The 18491-nt window shown below is 39.7% G+C and carries 16 protein-coding genes; 15 read left to right on the forward strand and 1 reads right to left on the reverse strand.

All coding sequences use genetic code 11. The features are described from left to right. The first annotated feature begins 151 nt into the window (after positions 1 to 151). From add to dltD, 15 genes are all read left to right on the forward strand, one after another. The gene (gene add, locus ACT170_RS04820; RefSeq protein ID WP_004182124.1) at positions 152 to 1162 is read left to right on the forward strand and encodes an adenosine deaminase; all 1011 of its coding nucleotides are present in this window, start codon (positions 152 to 154) and stop codon (positions 1160 to 1162) included. A gap of 184 nt (positions 1163 to 1346) precedes the next feature. Continuing rightward, positions 1347 to 1955, forward strand: coding sequence for a thymidine kinase (locus ACT170_RS04825; protein WP_004182098.1), 609 nt, complete (start codon positions 1347 to 1349; stop codon positions 1953 to 1955). Positions 1956 to 1979: 24 nt separating this feature from the next. Further along, on the forward strand, positions 1980 to 3059 hold the full coding sequence (gene prfA, locus ACT170_RS04830; protein ID WP_002891161.1) for a peptide chain release factor 1: 1080 nt from the start codon (positions 1980 to 1982) through the stop codon (positions 3057 to 3059). Further along, complete coding sequence (gene prmC, locus ACT170_RS04835; RefSeq protein WP_444818101.1) at positions 3056 to 3889, forward strand: peptide chain release factor N(5)-glutamine methyltransferase; 834 nt, start codon at positions 3056 to 3058, stop codon at positions 3887 to 3889. The genes prfA and prmC overlap by 4 nt, the downstream gene beginning before the upstream one ends. After that, positions 3876 to 4481: an L-threonylcarbamoyladenylate synthase gene (locus ACT170_RS04840; protein WP_004182037.1), complete on the forward strand. Its 606-nt coding sequence runs from the start codon at positions 3876 to 3878 to the stop codon at positions 4479 to 4481. The genes prmC and ACT170_RS04840 overlap by 14 nt, the downstream gene beginning before the upstream one ends. Before the next feature lie 92 nt (positions 4482 to 4573). Further along, complete coding sequence (glyA, locus tag ACT170_RS04845) at positions 4574 to 5824, forward strand: serine hydroxymethyltransferase (RefSeq protein ID WP_070577380.1); 1251 nt, start codon at positions 4574 to 4576, stop codon at positions 5822 to 5824. A 6-nt stretch (positions 5825 to 5830) separates the two neighbouring features. Beyond that, positions 5831 to 6808 carry a nucleoid-associated protein gene (locus ACT170_RS04850; protein ID WP_004182031.1) on the forward strand — a complete coding sequence of 326 codons (978 nt, stop codon included), beginning with the start codon at positions 5831 to 5833 and terminating at the stop codon, positions 6806 to 6808. Position 6809: 1 nt separating this feature from the next. Further along, complete coding sequence (locus ACT170_RS04855; RefSeq protein ID WP_175061333.1) at positions 6810 to 7421, forward strand: lysozyme family protein; 612 nt, start codon at positions 6810 to 6812, stop codon at positions 7419 to 7421. A gap of 31 nt (positions 7422 to 7452) precedes the next feature. Then, positions 7453 to 9192 (forward strand): ABC transporter ATP-binding protein, encoded by a 1740-nt coding sequence (locus ACT170_RS04860; RefSeq protein WP_444818102.1) that lies wholly within the window; start codon positions 7453 to 7455, stop codon positions 9190 to 9192. Continuing rightward, entirely contained in the window at positions 9182 to 10930 is a 1749-nt protein-coding gene (locus ACT170_RS04865; RefSeq protein WP_014634614.1) for an ABC transporter ATP-binding protein, read from the forward strand. The genes ACT170_RS04860 and ACT170_RS04865 overlap by 11 nt, the downstream gene beginning before the upstream one ends. A gap of 175 nt (positions 10931 to 11105) precedes the next feature. Then, positions 11106 to 11237 carry a teichoic acid D-Ala incorporation-associated protein DltX gene (locus tag ACT170_RS04870; protein WP_002885174.1) on the forward strand — a complete coding sequence of 44 codons (132 nt, stop codon included), beginning with the start codon at positions 11106 to 11108 and terminating at the stop codon, positions 11235 to 11237. Between the two features lie 8 nt (positions 11238 to 11245). Further along, a complete protein-coding gene (dltA, locus tag ACT170_RS04875; RefSeq protein ID WP_444818103.1) occupies positions 11246 to 12799 on the forward strand; it encodes a D-alanine--poly(phosphoribitol) ligase subunit DltA in 1554 nt (517 codons plus the stop codon). Next, positions 12792 to 14039, forward strand: coding sequence for a D-alanyl-lipoteichoic acid biosynthesis protein DltB (gene dltB, locus ACT170_RS04880; RefSeq protein ID WP_045768621.1), 1248 nt, complete (start codon positions 12792 to 12794; stop codon positions 14037 to 14039). Before dltA ends, dltB begins: the two co-directional genes overlap by 8 nt. A 17-nt stretch (positions 14040 to 14056) precedes the next feature. Then, positions 14057 to 14296 (forward strand): D-alanine--poly(phosphoribitol) ligase subunit DltC, encoded by a 240-nt coding sequence (dltC, locus tag ACT170_RS04885; RefSeq protein ID WP_002891149.1) that lies wholly within the window; start codon positions 14057 to 14059, stop codon positions 14294 to 14296. After that, positions 14289 to 15557 (forward strand): D-alanyl-lipoteichoic acid biosynthesis protein DltD, encoded by a 1269-nt coding sequence (gene dltD / locus ACT170_RS04890; RefSeq protein WP_049545442.1) that lies wholly within the window; start codon positions 14289 to 14291, stop codon positions 15555 to 15557. Before dltC ends, dltD begins: the two co-directional genes overlap by 8 nt. 148 nt (positions 15558 to 15705) lie before the next feature. Here the strand turns inward: dltD and ACT170_RS04895 are convergent, their stop codons facing one another. Beyond that, positions 15706 to 18342: a calcium-translocating P-type ATPase, PMCA-type gene (locus tag ACT170_RS04895; protein ID WP_410537117.1), complete on the reverse strand. Its 2637-nt coding sequence runs from the start codon at positions 18340 to 18342 to the stop codon at positions 15706 to 15708. Positions 18343 to 18491: the final 149 nt, after the last annotated feature.

Raw genomic sequence — 18491 nt, forward strand, 5'->3', positions numbered from 1 at the left:
TAGTTACATCCTAACAAAATGCTAATGGCATTTCAAGAATCTACTACGTCCTATTAGGAGCGGCACCTTGACTTTTTCCATAAGAATGATAAGATAGTAAAAATTATTTTTATCTGATAAAAAAACATATTGTTTAGAGAGGAAGAAAAGAATGACTGCTATTGATTTTCATAAGTTGGCTAAAACAGAACTACACTGCCATTTGGATGGTTCTCTATCATTGGAAACCATTCGTCACCTAGCTGACTTGGCACAGATTGAGTTACCTGAGGACGATGCGGAGCTCAAACATCATGTGACAGCACCGGCTACCTGTGAGAGTCTCCTAGATTATCTTGAGGCTTTTGATTATATTCGTCCTTTGCTTCAAACAAAGGAAGCCTTGACTATTGCGGCTTATGATGTCGCAAAACAGGCTGCTCTTGAAAATGTCATCTATATTGAAGTGCGTTTTGCTCCAGAATTGTCAATGGATAAGGGATTGACTGTCGCTGAGACCATTGATGCTGTTTGTCAAGGCTTACGTCAAGCTCAAGAAGAATTTGGTATTGTAGCCAAGGCCCTAGTTTGTGGCATGCGCCAATCAGATCAAGAATTAACGGCTCGTATTCTTGATGAAGCAAATGAAGTTGAAAATAGTGACTTTGTTGGTTTTGATTTTGCTGGAGATGAACATCATTATGGACCTAAAGCGATTAAACCTTTGATTGAACAAGTCCAAAGTTACAACCGTCCGATGACTTTTCATGCTGGTGAGTGTGGTTGCCCTGCCTTTTTGGCTGAGTCGATTGCCATGGGAATTAAGCGTAATGGCCATGCAACGATTTTGGCTCAAGAACCCGAGCTTTTGGAAGAGTTTGTCAAAAATGGTGTCACAGGAGAGTTATGTTTAACAAGTAATCTCCAGACCAAGGCAGCTGTTACAGTTACTGATTTTCCTTATCTAAAAATGAAAGCGGCAGGGGCTAATATTACTATTAATACGGACAATCGTACCGTTTCTGATACAAACCTGACCAAAGAGTACGAACTCTATCACAAGCATTTTGATAGCTCAGTTCAAGACTTTTATGCTCATAATAAGACGGCAATTGAAGCTTCATTTGCCAGCGATGAGGAGAAAGAAGAACTTCTTGAAAAATTGGCTAAAGCCTATTCATAAGAAACTTTTAGACTGGTAAAACTTTATCAGGAAGATAAGATTGAGCCATTTGGAATACCAGTCAAACCTAGCATAAAAATAAGGGAGAGAGGCGAACTTTTTTCAAAAATTGTTCAGTCTCCCTCCCTTTTACGCTTGGAATTATGATAAAATAAGTACAATACATATTTTAGAGGAGACTGGTTTGGCACAACTTTATTTTCGCTACGGCACCATGAATTCTGGGAAATCCATTGAAATTCTTAAGGTTGCCTATAATTACGAAGAACAAGGGAAACCAGTAGTATTGTTGACCAGTCGTTTGGATAATCGAGATGGGGTCGGCTATATCTCTAGTCGTATTGGCATGAAACGGAAGGCCTATCCTATTGGTGATGATACGGATATTTTTGGTTACATTGCTCATATGGATCCACGACCTTACTGCGTTTTAGTTGATGAGGCTCAGTTTTTGACCCGTGCGAATGTCTATGATTTGGCACGAATTGTTGATGAGTTAGATATCCCAGTGATGGCTTTTGGTCTCAAAAATGATTTTCAGAACAATCTCTTTGAAGGTTCTAAATATCTTTTGCTTTTGTCTGATAAGATTGATGAAATCAAGACTATTTGTCATTATTGCTCGAGAAAGGCAACCATGGTTCTTCGTATGGAAGATGGTAAGCCAGTTTATGAGGGAGCACAAGTTCAAATTGGAGGACACGAGAGTTATATCTCCGTTTGCCGAAAGCACTGGTTTAATCCACCTCAAGAAAACATAATCCCTTTGAATAAGGCTGAAAACGACTATTAGTTATATAAGGAGTAAAGATAACAAATGAATATTTATGATCAGTTACAAGCGGTTGAAGACCGTTATGAGGAATTGGGTGAATTGCTTAGTGACCCTGAAGTCGTTTCAGACACTAAACGCTTCATGGAGTTGTCGCGTGAAGAGGCAAATACTCGTGAAACTGTGACAGCATACCGTGAGTACAAGCAAGTCATCCAAAGTATCTCAGACGCTGAAGAGATGATTAAGGAAGCAAGTGGTGATCCTGACTTGGAAGAAATGGCTAAGGAAGAACTCAAAGAATCCAAAGCCGCTAAAGAAGAGTACGAAGAACGCTTGAAAATTCTTCTCTTGCCAAAAGACCCTAATGATGACAAGAATATCATCCTCGAAATCCGTGGAGCCGCAGGTGGTGATGAAGCTGCCTTGTTTGCAGGTGACCTTTTAGCTATGTACCAAAAATACGCAGAAACACAAGGTTGGCGCTTTGAGGTCATGGAAGCTTCTTATAATGGTGTCGGTGGTATCAAAGAAGTGGTTGCCATGGTTTCAGGACAATCAGTCTACTCAAAACTCAAATATGAATCAGGAGCACACCGTGTACAACGTGTGCCTGTGACTGAGAGCCAAGGTCGTGTTCATACCTCTACAGCAACTGTTTTGGTTATGCCAGAAGTTGAAGAAGTAGAGTACGAAATTGATCCTAAGGACCTTCGTGTCGATATCTATCACGCATCTGGTGCTGGTGGTCAGAACGTCAATAAGGTTGCGACTGCGGTTCGTATGGTTCACATTCCTACTGGAATCAAAGTAGAGATGCAAGAAGAACGTACACAACAGAAGAACCGTGATAAAGCCATGAAGATTATCCGTGCGCGTGTTGCGGACCACTTTGCACAAATCGCTCAAGATGAACAAGATGCTGAGCGTAAGTCTACTGTTGGTACAGGAGATCGTTCAGAGCGTATCCGTACTTACAACTTCCCACAAAACCGTGTAACGGATCACCGTATTGGTTTGACCCTTCAAAAACTAGATACGATTTTGGCTGGGAAACTAGATGAAGTTGTGGATGCCTTGGTTCTTTATGATCAAACGCAAAAATTGGAAGAGCTTAACAAATGATTCTAGCGGATGTTCTGGCTGACTATGAGAAGCAGCTTGAGGCAGTTGGAGAAGAGCCAGAGGCCCTTTCCTTTGTTTATCGTGGTTTGAAGCAGTGGGACTTGACTCATTTTGTTCTTCAATTGCGTCAGAAAGTTTCAGAGGAAGATGCTGAGCTATTAGCTCATGTATTTAGCCAACTAAAGAAACACAAGCCTGCCCAGTATATCTTGGGCTATGAAGACTTTCATGGTTTACGTTTTCAGGTTGATGAACGAGTCTTGATTCCACGTCCTGAAACAGAAGAACTAGTGGACTTGATTGTAGCGGAAAACCCAAGCACAGATCTTAAGGTTCTTGATATCGGAACTGGGAGTGGTGCTATTTCGGTATCCCTGAAAAAGAGTTGCCCCCTTTGGAAAGTAACAGCTAGTGACTTATCAGTGGATGCGCTAGAGCTTGCCCAGGAGAATGCAAAGCTAAATCGGGTAGCCATCAGCTTTGTTCAATCAGATGTTTTCGAAAATATTTCTGGTAGTTTTGATATCATCGTGTCAAATCCTCCCTATATTTCTGAAAACGATAAGGACGAAGTTGGGGTCAATGTCTTGGCTAGCGAGCCGAAGATGGCCTTGTTTGCTGATGAAGAGGGACTTGCCATTTATAGACAGATTATTGAGGAGGCAGATAAGTATTTGACTCCTAGTGGAAAGCTCTACTTTGAAATTGGCTATAAGCAGGGCCAGGATTTGAAGAAACTCTTGTCTCTACATTTTCCTGATAAGCGAGTGCGTGTCCTTAAGGACCAATTTGGACAAGATAGAATGGTCGTGATGGATGATGAAAAGTAAGAAAGTATTAAGAGAAATCTTGGCTGACGGTGGTGCAGTCGTTCTTCCTACAGAGACTGTCTATGGTCTATTTGCTAAGGCTATGGATGAGAGTGCTGTAAACCATGTCTATGAGCTGAAAAATCGTCCTAGAGATAAAGCTATGAATTTGAATGTCGCTTCTTATGAAGATATCCTGTCCTACTCAAAAGAGCAACCCAAGTATTTGAAACAATTGTATGATGCTTTTTTGCCTGGACCTTTGACTATCATTTTAAAAGCTAATGATAAAGTCCCCAGATGGATTAATTCAGGATTGGCGACAGTTGGCTTCCGTTTGCCAAATCATCCTGTCACTAGAGAGCTGATCCAAGCGGAAGGTCCTTTAATTGGTCCCTCAGCCAATAAGTCTGGGGAGGCTAGTGGTCGTTATTTTGACCAAATAAGAGCGCAATTTGATTTTCAGGTGACAGGCTATCAAGATGACGCTGCCTTGTTAGGTGTAGATTCGACGATTTTGGATTTATCTGTTTCACCGGCTAAAATTCTCAGACAAGGGAAGATTACAAAAGAAGACCTATTGGCGGCTCTACCCGAGTTGACCATAGAATAAATGACTAACAGAGACCTATGGAAGTGTGAGATAATTTCCGACTGTATGTGGGTGAGTTGATTGAACCCCATTAGACCTCAAAGGAGACCTCTATGATTTTTGATAAAGAAGATTACAAAGCATTTGACCCTGAACTATGGAACGCCATCGATGCCGAGGCTGAACGTCAGCAAAACAATATTGAGTTGATTGCCTCTGAGAACGTGGTATCTAAAGCTGTAATGGCTGCTCAAGGAACACTCTTGACTAACAAGTATGCAGAAGGCTATCCAGGTAAACGTTACTATGGTGGTACAGACGTGATTGATGTGGTTGAGTCACTTGCTATTGAGCGTGCCAAAGAACTTTTTGGAGCAAAATTTGCCAATGTGCAACCTCACTCAGGTAGCCAAGCTAATGCAGCAGTTTACATGTCTTTGATTCAACCAGGTGATACGGTTATGGGAATGGATTTGTCAGCGGGTGGTCACTTGACACATGGTGCACCAGTTAGCTTCTCTGGTAAGACCTATAACTTTGTGGCTTACAACGTTGATAAAGAAACTGAACTTCTTGATTACGATGCTATTCTGGCTCAAGCTAAAGAAGTACAACCAAAACTCATCGTGGCTGGGGCTTCAGCTTACTCACGTATCATTGATTTTGCTAAATTCCGTGAAATTGCTGATGCTGTAGGTGCCTACCTCATGGTAGATATGGCTCACATTGCTGGTCTTGTAGCCTCTGGTCATCATCCAAGTCCAGTTCCTCATGCACATGTGACAACAACAACAACCCACAAGACACTTCGTGGTCCTCGTGGAGGTTTGATTTTGACTGATGATGAAGATATCGCTAAGAAATTGAATTCTGCGGTTTTCCCTGGTTTGCAAGGTGGACCATTGGAACACGTTATTGCTGCTAAGACTGTTGCTCTTAAAGAAGCACTTGATCCTGCCTTTAAGGAATATGGGGAAAATGTTATCAAGAATGCTGCTGCCATGGCGGATGTTTTCAATCAACATCCAGATTTCCGTGTTATCTCAGGTGGAACTAACAATCACCTCTTCTTGGTTGATGTGACTAAAGTTGTTGAAAATGGTAAAGTTGCACAAAACGTTCTTGAAGAAGTTAATATTACTTTGAACAAGAATGGTATTCCTTACGAGCAATTGTCTCCATTCAAGACATCTGGTATCCGTGTTGGTAGTCCAGCCATTACAAGTCGTGGTATGGGTGAAGCTGAGAGCCGTAAAATTGCTGAATTAATGGTTGAAGCTTTGGAAAATCACGATAAACCTGAAGTTTTGGAACGCATTCGTGGAGAAGTTAAAGCTCTTACAGATGCCTTCCCACTCTATTAAAAGACTATGTTAGATTTATATATTAAACGCATTATCATTCACCAGTTTTCGCCAAATGATACGGAGCTGGTTTTAGCAGAAGGGCCTCTTGAAATAACACCTCGATTAGATGAATATTTTCGAAAGAAACTCTCTAAGGTTTTCTCAGATGAGGCTAAACGTGGCTATTTCGATGCAGAGAATGTTTTCATTAGTCATTTAGGAGATGATTTGATGGAAAGTTCAGTCAAGATTGCCCAACTTTGGAAGGAAGAATTTGTCATTTCTGAAGATCAAAAGACCAATGATTTGGTCTTTATTCAGTTTGACAAAGAAGGGCAAGAATATTTTGCTTTCTTGCGTATTGCTCTCAAGGACAGTTTGATTCATTCTTTGGGAGATAGCCAACATCCTATTCAATTGTCACAAAATAATTTGCCTTCTGCGGCCCAGACACCTGATGAAGCTTTGGTAATCAATCGTAGTAGTAAGCAGTATTATTTGATTGAAAAGCGAATCAAGCATAATGGAAGCTTTGCCAATTATTTCTCTGAAAATCTGTTGCAAGTCCAGCCTGAACAATCTGTCAAGAAATCGATTAAGATGGTTGAAGACACTGCCCAGAAGATTGCCGAGAATTTTAATCAGGATGACTTTAACTTCCAAGGGAAAATGAAATCTGCTATTTTCAATAATTTGGAAGAAGATCAAGAGTTATCACCCGAAAAATTGGCAGACCAGCTCTTTGATAATAATTTGACAGCTCGTTTGACCTTTGTTGATGAGCTCAAAGAGGCCATACCTGAGCCTATCTCGGTATCAGATATTGACCATTCACGTCAAATTAAGAAATTGGAGAATCAAAAATTATCGTTATCGAACGGAATTGAGTTAATCGTGCCTAATAATGTTTATCAGGATGCCGATAGTGTTGAATTTATTCAAAATCCTGATGGCACCTACTCTATTCTCATCAAAAATATCGAGGATATCATCAATAAATAATATGTTTAAATGGATAAGACGTCTGGCGGTTTTTGTCGTAGTCCTCATCATAGGTATCCAATGTTATCGAATCCATGCCAATGTTCAACATGTCTTAACCTATGAATCCATGGTTAAGGAGGTATTGGCTGAGGACGATATTGATAATACAACCAATGTCGATTTGGTGTTGGCTATGATCTACACAGAAACCAAGGGGAAGACAGATGACGTGATGCAGTCCAGTGAAAGTTCTACAGGAGTGACTAACTCCATCACAGATCGAAAAGAAAGTATTCGTCAAGGGGTGACGGTGCTGTCAGAAAATCTGGAAGAAGCTGCTCATCATAAGGTGGATCCTTGGACAGCAGTACAAGCTTATAATTTTGGTAAGGCCTATATCGATTATGTGGCTGATAATGGTGGAGTTAACACCGTCGAATTAGCAAAAGCTTATTCAAAAAATGTCGTTGCTCCGAGTCTAGGAAATATCAGTGGAGAAACTTACACCTATTACCAACCGGTTGCCATGTACTATGGTGGCGGAAAACTTTATACAAATGGCGGAAATATTTATTACGCCAAAGAAGTGCAGTTTAACCTCTTTTTGATGCGTATGTTCTCTCGTCTCTAAGAGGATACGCTTCATTCTTAAGGAAAGACAAATGAAAGCATTATTAGTTTATTTCAAAGGATATGTCAAAGACAGTATCCTGGGACCCGTTTTTAAATTAATCGAAGCCAGTTTCGAACTTTTGGTCCCACTAGTCATTGCTGGAATTGTCGACACAACTATTCCAAATAAAGACCAAAATCATCTGTTTATGATGATTTTTCTCTTGTTCGGACTTGCCGTTATTGGGGTTGTTGTTGCTATTTCAGCACAGTATTTTTCATCCAGAGCAGCCGTTGGCTATGCCCGAGGTTTAACCAATGATTTGTATGCGAAAATCATGCGTTTATCAAAGGAAAAGCGGGATGAGATTGGAACGTCAAGTTTGGTGACACGTTTGACTGGTGATACCTTTCAAATCCAAACGGGCATCAATCAATTTTTGAGGCTCTTTTTGAGGGCACCAATTATCGTGACAGGAGCCATTATTATGGCATTCCGAATTAGTCCACGCTTGACCCTATGGTTTCTTGGCATGGTCTTGGTATTGACTCTTATTATTGTACTAGCCAGTCGCATCGTCAATCCTTTATATGCCAAGATTCGAGTGATTAATGAATCGATTGTTACCAATACGCGTCAACAACTTGAAGGTATGAGGGTTATTCGGGCTTTTGATCAAAGTGAGCGTGAATTAGATAACTTTACTGCCGTCAACAAAGACTTGAAGAAGTGGCAGCTCAAAACAGGAGTGATAGCAAGTCTCATTAGTCCTTTGACTTTCTTGGTTGTTAATATGACCTTGATTGCTATCCTTTGGCAAGGAAATCTGCAAATTCAAGTTGGTCTTTTGTCCCAAGGTATGCTGATTGCTCTGGTCAATTATCTCTTGCAAATTTTGACGGAGCTCCTTAAATTGGCCATGATGTTGACTAATCTGAATCAAAGTTTTATTTCAGCGAAACGGGTACAAGCTATTTTTGAACTCCAAGATGAGGATATTGAAGCACCTTTAGAAGTCCGAACTTCTAGTCAGGCTTCCACAGTGCTAGCTATTGATCAGATGACCTTTACCTATCCTACGGCTAGTCAGCCATCACTTCAAGAGATTCATGTAAGTCTTACTCAAGGTCAGTCACTAGGTATTATTGGTGGTACAGGTTCGGGTAAATCGACATTGGTGAACTTAATCATGAACTTATATCAGCCTCAGATTGGTTCATTAGCTATTTTCAAAGATCAAAAATCACCAAAAAACCTTAAAGAGTGGCGTTCTTGGGTTGCCTACGTCCCGCAAAAAGCTGAGCTATTTAGAGGAACTATTCGTTCAAACTTGTCATTAGGACTTGACCACGAACCGAGTGAGCAAGAACTCTGGCATGCTCTTGACATGGCTCAGGCTGCTGATTTTGTTAAAGACAAAGATCTTGGTTTAGATGAGCCAGTTGAGTCATTTGGCCGTAATTTTTCGGGGGGTCAACGTCAACGTTTGACTATTGCGCGTGCGCTGATGAGACCAGCACCATTCTTGATTTTGGACGACTCCACTTCAGCCCTAGATTACTTGACTGAAAGTCGTCTACTAGCGGCTATCAGAGACAATCTTAAATCAACGAGTTTGATTATTATTTCGCAAAGAACAAATAGTCTAAAAGCTGTTGATCAAATTTTGGTGCTTGATAAGGGACATCAAGTTGGCTTGGGTAATCATGAAGAATTGCTTGCCACAAATAAACTCTATCAAGACATTCATTATTCTCAACATCAAAAGGAGGTCGCTGATGAAGGCTAGAAATAATAAATCAACGCTTAAACGTTTAAGTAGAGATATCTTAAGTCAGCGCTACCTCTTTGCCTTAGCAACTGTTGGGACCATTATTCAAGTTGCCTTAACGGTTTACTTACCTATCTTAATTGGTGATGCAGTGGACGCTGTTCTTAAGATGAACGCCGTTCTATTGATGTCACGATTAATTTGGCAGATGCTTGTAGTTATCTTAGCTAATAGTGCAATCCAGTGGCTTAACCCTTTGATTTATAATCGATTAATTTATTCATATAGCGAAAGTTTACGTGAACGAGTCATGATGAAAATTCATGCTATGCCTCTTAGTTACCTTGATCGTCAAGGAACTGGAGACATGGTTAGCCGTGTGACTACAGATAGCGATCAGTTAAACAACGGACTTCTCATGGTCTTTAACCAATTTTTCGTTGGGCTTTTGACTATCTTTGTCATAATCATTACCATGGCTCGCTTAGACTGGTTCATGATGCTCTTAGTTCTAGTGATGACGCCTCTGTCAATGCTTGTGGCACGTTTTATCGCAAAGAAGAGCTATCAACTCTATCGCAATCAAACTAAATGGCGAGGTGTGCAGACTCAGTTGATTGAGGAAAGTCTGACTCAAGAAGCTTTAGTACAGAGTCTAAATGCTCAAGACCAGATGGTTAGGAGTTTTAAAGACGTCAATGGTAAGTATGCTGATTATTCACAGGGTGCTATCTTTTATTCGTCAGCGGTTAACCCAGCTACACGTTTTGTTAATAGTCTAATCTATGCTCTCATTGCAGGTGTTGGTGCTTATCGAATCATGTCGGGTGGCGCTTTTACAGTGGGACAATTGACTACCTTCCTAAATTATGTCACCCAGTATACCAAACCTTTTAATGATATCTCATCTGTTCTATCTGAACTTCAAAGTGCTTTGGCCTGTGCTGATCGCCTTTATATGATATTGGATGAAGAGGAAATAACAGAAACAGGTAAGGCGGTCTTGGAAGAAGCAGATGTGCAGGGACGTTTTCAATTTGACCATGTCCAATTTGGCTATTTGCCTAATAAACCTCTTATCAAGGATTTGAGCATTGATATCCCTGCCGCAAGTACTGTTGCCATTGTTGGTCCAACAGGAGCGGGGAAATCTACCTTGATTAACCTACTTATGCGTTTCTATGATTTGGATAAGGGGAACATTCTACTGGACGGTAGACCTATTACAGATTATACTCGTGAGAGTCTTCGGAAACAGATTGGGATGGTTTTGCAGGAAACTTGGCTTGAGGTCGGCACTATTCATGATAATATTGCCTATGGAAATCCAGAAGCCAGTCGTGAAGAAGTCATAGCAGCGGCCAAGGCTGCCAATGCTGATTTCTTTATTCAGCAGTTGCCTCAAGGCTACGACACCTACTTGAATGATGCGGGGCAATCCCTTTCTCAGGGACAACGTCAGCTTTTGACCATTGCTCGCATATTTGTCAATGTGCCTAAAATCTTAATTTTGGATGAAGCCACTTCTAGTATCGATACTCGTACAGAGCTTCTCATTCAAGAGGCCTTCGCTAAATTAATGAAATGTCGAACAAGTTTCATCATTGCCCATCGATTATCTACCATAGAGAATGCGGACCTTATTTTGGTCATGAATAATGGAGATATCGTTGAACACGGAACCCATGAACAACTGATGCAAGCTAAGGGAATGTACTATCGTATGCAGACGGCCCAAAAGACACAAAATAGTTAAATCCGACAGAGCTTTTAAGCTCTGTTTTTTATGATTTTAGCCAATCATTTATCACGGAAGCTTATTAATGAAAAAGAAATGAAATTTAGTTATTTTTTCTTTTTTATTGGAAAAAATACTGATAAGATGGTAAACTAAAGAGGATATTATATAAAAAAAGGTATCGAAAATTAGAATGTTAAAACATAAAAACGTCCTAGTGTTTTTAGGACAAACCTTGCTTTATTTCGCCATTTTTATGGCCCTAATTTATCTCTACAATTACCTAGGACAAGGTCAAGGTAATTTTATCTATAACGAATTTTAGGAAGAATAATGACGAATACAAAAATTAAAGATATGATCGAAACGATTGAGCAGTTTGCTCAATCACAACCTGACTTTCCTGTTTACAATATTTTAGGGGAAGTTCACACTTACGGTGACTTAAAAGCTGACTCGGATAGCCTAGCTGCCAAGATTGATAGTCTTGATATTCCAGAAAAATCACCTGTTGTGGTTTATGGCGGTCAAGAGTATGAAATGTTGGCAACTTTTGTCGCTTTGACTAAATCTGGTCACGCTTATATTCCAATTGACAGTCACTCAGCTCTTGAGCGCGTGACGGCAATTGTTGAAGTAGCAGAGCCTAGTCTGATTATTGCTATCAATGACTTCCCACTTGAGGATGTCCAAGCTCCAATCCTAACATTGGACCAAGTGACAGCAGCTTTTGAAAGCAAGACTAGCTATGAAGTGACTCATCCTGTTAAGGGGGATGATACTTATTACATCATCTTCACATCAGGAACTACAGGTAAGCCTAAAGGGGTCCAAATTTCACACAATAATCTCCTTAGTTTCACCAACTGGATGATTACGGATAAGGAATTTGCGACTCCAAAACGTCCACAAATGCTGGCTCAACCGCCTTATTCATTTGACCTATCGGTAATGTACTGGGCACCTACATTGGCACTTGGAGGAACACTTTATGCTCTTCCTTCAGCTATTACACAGGACTTCAAGAAGCTCTTTGAAACGATCTTCTCACTTCCAATTGCCATTTGGACATCAACACCATCTTTTGCAGATATGGCAATGTTGTCTGAAGACTTCAATTCAGAAAAGATGCCAGAAATTACGCATTTCTATTTTGACGGAGAAGAGTTGACTGTCAAGACTGCTCAAAAGCTTCGCCAACGTTTCCCAGAAGCACGTATTATCAATGCTTACGGACCAACTGAAGCAACTGTAGCCTTATCAGCAGTAGCAGTAACTGATGAGATGCTGGCTAACCTTAAGCGTTTGCCGATTGGTTATACCAAGGAAGATTCACCGACTTATATTATCGATGAGGATGGCAATATCCTTCCAAATGGTCAACAAGGTGAAATCATCGTCTCAGGACCAGCAGTTTCAAAAGGATATATGAACAATCCTGAAAAGACTGCGGAAGCCTTCTTCGAGTTTAATGGCCTTCCTGCTTACCATACTGGTGATGTAGGAACGATGACTGATGAAGGTCTCCTTCTTTACGGTGGTCGTATGGACTTCCAGATTAAATTTAATGGTTTCCGTATTGAGTTAGAGGATGTTTCACAAAACCTTAATAAGTCTAAGTATATTGATTCAGCAGTAGCTGTGCCACGTTACAATAAAGACCATAAGGTTCAGAACCTCTTGGCTTATGTGATTCTTAAGGATGGTGTTCGTGAGCAGTTTGAACGTGAAATTGATATCACCAAGGCGATTAAGGCTGACTTAGAAGATATCATGATGTCTTACATGATGCCTACTAAGTTCCTCTATCGTGAGAGCTTGCCTTTAACACCAAATGGGAAAATCGATATCAAGGGTCTTATCAGTGAGGTTAACAACCATGATTGACTTCTTGAAACAGCTCCCCCATTTAGAAGCCTACGGTAATCCCTTCTATTTTATCTATCTTGGATTAGCTCTATTGCCAATCTTTGTGGGTCTCTTCTTTAAAAAGCGTTTTGCGATTTATGAGTGTTTGGTAAGTCTAGCCTTTATTGTTCTCGCTCTGACAGGAACACATGCTAGCCAATTACTAGCCTTACTCTTCTATATTGTTTGGCAAATCATCTGGGTTTATTCCTACAAACATTACCGCAGTAAAAAGGACAATAAATGGGTTTTCTATTTACACTCATTTCTTGTAGTCCTTCCCTTGATTTTTGTTAAGGTAGAGCCTGCGATAAATGGTACTCAGTCAGTCTTAAACTTTCTTGGTATTTCTTACTTGACCTTCCGATCAGTTGGTATGATTATCGAGATGCGGGATGGTGTCCTTAAAGAGTTTACACTTGGAGAATTTCTCCGATTCATGCTCTTTATGCCAACCTTTACGAGTGGTCCTATTGATCGCTTCAAACGCTTTAACGAAGATTACCAGGCGATTCCTGAGCGAGACGAGCTGATGAATATGTTGGAGCAAGCTGTAAAATATATCATGCTTGGTTTCCTCTATAAGTTTGTTTTGGCTCAGATTTTCGGAAGTATGCTCTTGCCTTCGCTGAAAGCACAAGCTTTGGCTCAAGGTGGTATCTTTAATTTACCAACACTTGGTGTCATGTATGTTTTCGGTTTTGATCTCTTCTTTGACTTTGCGGGTTACTCGATGTTTGCCTTGGCAGCATCAAACCTTATGGGGATTAAGAGCCCAATCAACTTTGACAAACCTTTCATCTCACGAGACTTGAAAGAATTTTGGAATCGTTGGCATATGAGCTTGTCTTTCTGGTTCCGTGACTTTGTCTTTATGCGTTTGGTTATGGTTTTGATGCGTAACAAAGTTTTCAAAAATCGTAACACGACATCAAATGTGGCCTATGTCATTAATATGATGGTAATGGGATTCTGGCATGGAGTTACCTGGTACTACATTGCTTATGGTATTTTCCATGGTATTGGTCTAGGAATCAATGATGCCTGGTTACGTAAGAAGAAGACCATTAATAAAGAACGTAAGAAAGCTGGTCTTGAGCCACTTCCTGAAAATAAATGGACGAAGGCTTTGGGAATCTTTATTACATTTAACACTGTTATGTTGTCATTCTTGATTTTCTCTGGATTCTTGAATGACCTCTGGTTCACTAAAAAATAAGTAAAGGAATTATAAAAATGGATGTAAAATCAGAAGTTATTGAAATTATTGATGAACTCTTCATGGAAGATGTTTCAGACATGATGGATGAAGACCTTTTCGATGCTGGTGTTCTTGATTCTATGGGAACAGTTGAGCTTATCGTTGAATTGGAATCACGTTTCGATATTCGTGTGCCAGTTTCAGAATTTGGTCGTGATGACTGGAACACAGCTAATAAGATTGTTGAAGGGGTAACGGAGCTTCGCAATGCTTAAGCGTTTATGGCAAATTTTTGGCCCTATAATCTGTGCCTTAGTCTTGGTAGTAGTAGTTATTTTTTCCTACCCTCAAGGCAGAAAACATAATTATGAGGTTGAAAAACGTAACGCAGTAACCTTGACAACTGAGAACTTTAAGAGCCGTATTAATAAGACGACAGCTCTTTCTGATAAGAATCATCGATTTGTCCCTTTCTTTGGGTCTAGTGAGTGGTTGCGTTTTGATGCCCTTCATCCAGCTGTTTTAGCTGAAAAATACGACCGTAACTATCGCCCATATTTTATTGGACAACGTGGGGCTGCCTCTCTAAACCAATATTTGGGAATGCAACAAATGATTCCTGAATTGAAAAATGGGACAGCAGTCTACGTCTTGTCACCACAGTGGTTTACTAAAAAAGGTTACAATTCTGCGGCTTTCCAGCAGTTCTACAATAACGACCAACTTAGTAGTTTCTTAAGTCAAAATCAGACGGATGCAAATTCTCAATATGCTGCTCAGCGTATCTTAGAGATGAAGCCTGAGATTACTATGAAATCTCAACTTTCTAAAGTGGCTAAGGGGCAAGAGTTAAATTCACTTGATAAGACTTATATTCAATTTATGGCAGAGCTTAATAAGCGAGAAGATGCCTTGTTTAGTCCTTTAGCAGCATCAAATAACGCTAATTACGAGAAGAAAGTTCTTCCTTATCTTAAAGAGTTGCCAGACAAGCTCTCTTATGAGGCACTTGATCAGGTTGCTGTAAGAGATGCAGAAGCTCATACTAAGTCAAACGACTTTGGTATCGATGACCGTTTCTATAAGAAACGTTTGTCTAAGAAGATTGGTAAACTTAAAGGTTTCCAGAAAAATCTTTCTTATGAAGTTTCACAAGAATACGGTGACCTACAGTTGGTGCTAAATCAATTTGCTAAGTCAAATACTAATGTCATTTTTGTCATCCCACCTGTTAATAGCAAGTGGATGGCTTATACGGGACTTAGTCAAGAAATGTATGATGCTACGGTTTCTAAAATCCGTTATCAATTGGAAAGTCAAGGCTTTACCAATATTGCAGACTTCTCAAAAGATGGAGATCAACCTTACTTTATGCAAGACACCATTCATATGGGATGGAAAGGGTGGGTAGCCTTTGACAAGGCTGTTGATCCATTTGTAAGTAATCCAACACCTGCACCTAGCTATAACTTGAACGACCGCTTTTATAGTAAGGATTGGGCAGGTTATACAGGGACTCCTAGTCAATTTAAGTAGTGTTACTTAATAAATCAAAAAGGCTTGTTAAAGCCTTTTTATGTTATGATCTTTCCACGGTATTACCTTCGGAAATTATTAAAAAAGGTTTGGGAGTTATCCCAATCCTTTTTATCCTTTTAAGTTTTATAATACGTTAAACAGATAGTTATTTGTTTTTAGTTAGAGCTTTTCGAATTAAATCTGCAGGGATGATCAAAACCGCGATAAGAAGTGCAACGATATAGTGTTGAACGTCCATTGGAACGGTACTAAATACTTTACCACCGAATTGAATAATCAAGGTTTGAACGACAGCAATAGAAATCATTACAATTGAGAATTTCTTGTTTTCGCCGATATGTTCAAAAACATTGAATCCATTACTACGTGTATTAAGTGAGTTGAAAATGACAGCATAGATAAATACTGTAAAGGTGAATGTTGTTACCATTTCAAAGTTGCCAGTTCCATTTGTGATAAAGCCTTGGATACCACCAACATTTTTAAGAATAGCTAAACATACAAGAGTAATGAAGACGCTAGCTACACCAATAGCAGATTTCATATAGCCAGTAAGAATATTTGCCTTCTTAGCAACTGGCTTTTCATTCATGTAACGATCTAGGGTAGGCTCTTCACCAAAGGCAAGGGCAGCAAGTGTGTCCATGATAAGGTTAATCCAGAGAATTTGGATAATTGTAAATGGTTCTTTGAGGCCCAAAAGTGGTGAGAGAAGTGACATAGCAATTGTAGTCACGTTAACGGTTAATTGGAAGATAATGAATTTACTTACTGACTTACTCATAGTACGTCCATAGAGGACAGCTTTCTCAATAGAAGTCAATGAGTTATTCAAGATAACGATATCTGAGGCTTCACGTGCGACTTCAGTACCATCACCCATTGAGAATCCGACATCAGCTGATTTGAGGGCAGGTGAGTCATTGACCCCATCACCCGTCATACCAGCGACCATATCGAGGTCTTGAGCTGCCTCAATAAGACGTTTTTTATCCATTGGAAGGGCACGACTGACCACTTTTAAGTGAGGCAATTGTTGTTTAAGTTCTTGATCTGAAAGGGCAGAAAGTTCATCGTGAGTAAGGACAAGGTCATTTTGACCAGTAACGATACCGGCTTCTTTAGCGATAGCAACAGCGGTTTCTTTACGGTCACCAGTTACCATAACTACTTGAACACCTGCACAATTCATTGTTTCAACAGTTTGTTTAATTGAAGAACGAACGTTATCACGGATACATACGATACCAATCAAGACTTTATCTTTACCATCTGTATTTAGGATAGCAAGCAAACGCATTGAACGGTTAGCTTGTTCCAATGATAAATCTTGGAAGCGAGCTTTAATATCATCTGTAAAGTTTTGTTTATTACCATCTTTATCAAGATAGTAGTAGCAGTCATTTAGGATGAATTCTGGAGCACCTTTGATGTAGGTTTTTCCATTATTAGTCGTTACACTTGCAAATTTTGTTGCTGAGTTGAATTGTTGTTTCTCAGTAATTGTATTTGTATCAAAATCAAGTTGAGAACGTCCGATAAGGAAATCAAGAAGTGCACGGTCAGTGGCGTTACTACCAACAGCACTGCCATCAGCTACCATGGCGTCGTTATTAAGACCGATACCATTAATCATTTCAGCTTTAAGGCTATCTGACATTGTGTCAAAATCAGGAGCGTCAGTTTCACCAGTAGCTGCATAAAGTGTTCCATCAGCAAGGAAGAAGTCAACTACAGATAGTTTACCTTCAGTGATAGTACCAGTCTTATCACTGAAGAGGATATTCATGTATCCGGCTGTTTCAATGGTATCAGGATGGCGAACCAGGATATTTTGAGCTAAAAGTCGTCCTGAGTTCATTGAAGAAACGAGTGCCAACATCATTGGAAGACCTTCTGGAACAGCCATGATGATGATTGTAACCGCAAAGAGAATCGTTTCAATGATAAGAAGGAAGATTGAACCACCATTGAGGTTATTAGCCTTATTAAGGGCAATAAAGCCTAAAACAAGGTTGATTACTGAATATGCAGCACCTGCACTATAACCGAGGACACCGATGTTTCCAGCAAGCTTGTTGAGTTTTTCTTTGGATGGTGAATCTTTACTATCTTCTTGAAGAGAAGTATTGATGCTTCCTAGAACGGTATTATCACCAATTTGTGTAGCTTCCATAACGGCTTCACCTGAAGTAACAACTGTACCACGGAAGACTTTGAGCTCTGTAAAGAGGTCGGAAGAGTCTGGCTCTGCTTGATCACCAAGTGGAAGTTTTTTAGCATCTTCACTTTCACCATTAAGGACAGCTTGGTTTACTTTTAACTCACCTTCCAAGATGATACCATCAACTGGGATCTTGTCCCCTGATTGAAGGAGAATTTGATCACCTTTTACAATATCATCAACAAGAACTTCTTTAAGTTTACCATCACGATAAACCTTAGCATTAGTTTTTGAAGCCTCTTCTTGAAGAGTGTTGAATTTTTGCTCATTTCGGTATTGTGAGACTGCTGAGAATCCTGTAGACATCAAAATGGCGAAAATTAGTGAGATAGCCTCATACCAATTGGCTTCACCAATAGCAGGGAAAATCATTCCAACAAAGTTGAAGATGATTTTTAATCCTAAGGCAGCTAAGAGGATAAGAATCCATTGATCTTGGAAGGCTTCGATAAAGATTGAGAGGAGCGAGTTAGCCTCTTTACTAGAGAGCCTATTATCGCCATGGGCGTTTTTACTTGCTTGAACTTCAGCAGAAGTCAAGCCTTTAAATTTTTTCATTTAAGGTTTGTATCCTTTCTAAATTATTACTGAATTTTAAGGCTAGTAAATTATAAGCCAAAAAACTTATCATTACAGTCACGATAACTGAATAACTATCAGTAAGTATTATACTTTATTTTACTATTAAATTGTTGATTTTTTACCAA

Origin of the sequence: Streptococcus sp. cx1, from assembly GCF_052384325.1 — a bacterium.
Taxonomy (GTDB): domain Bacteria; phylum Bacillota; class Bacilli; order Lactobacillales; family Streptococcaceae; genus Streptococcus; species Streptococcus salivarius_G.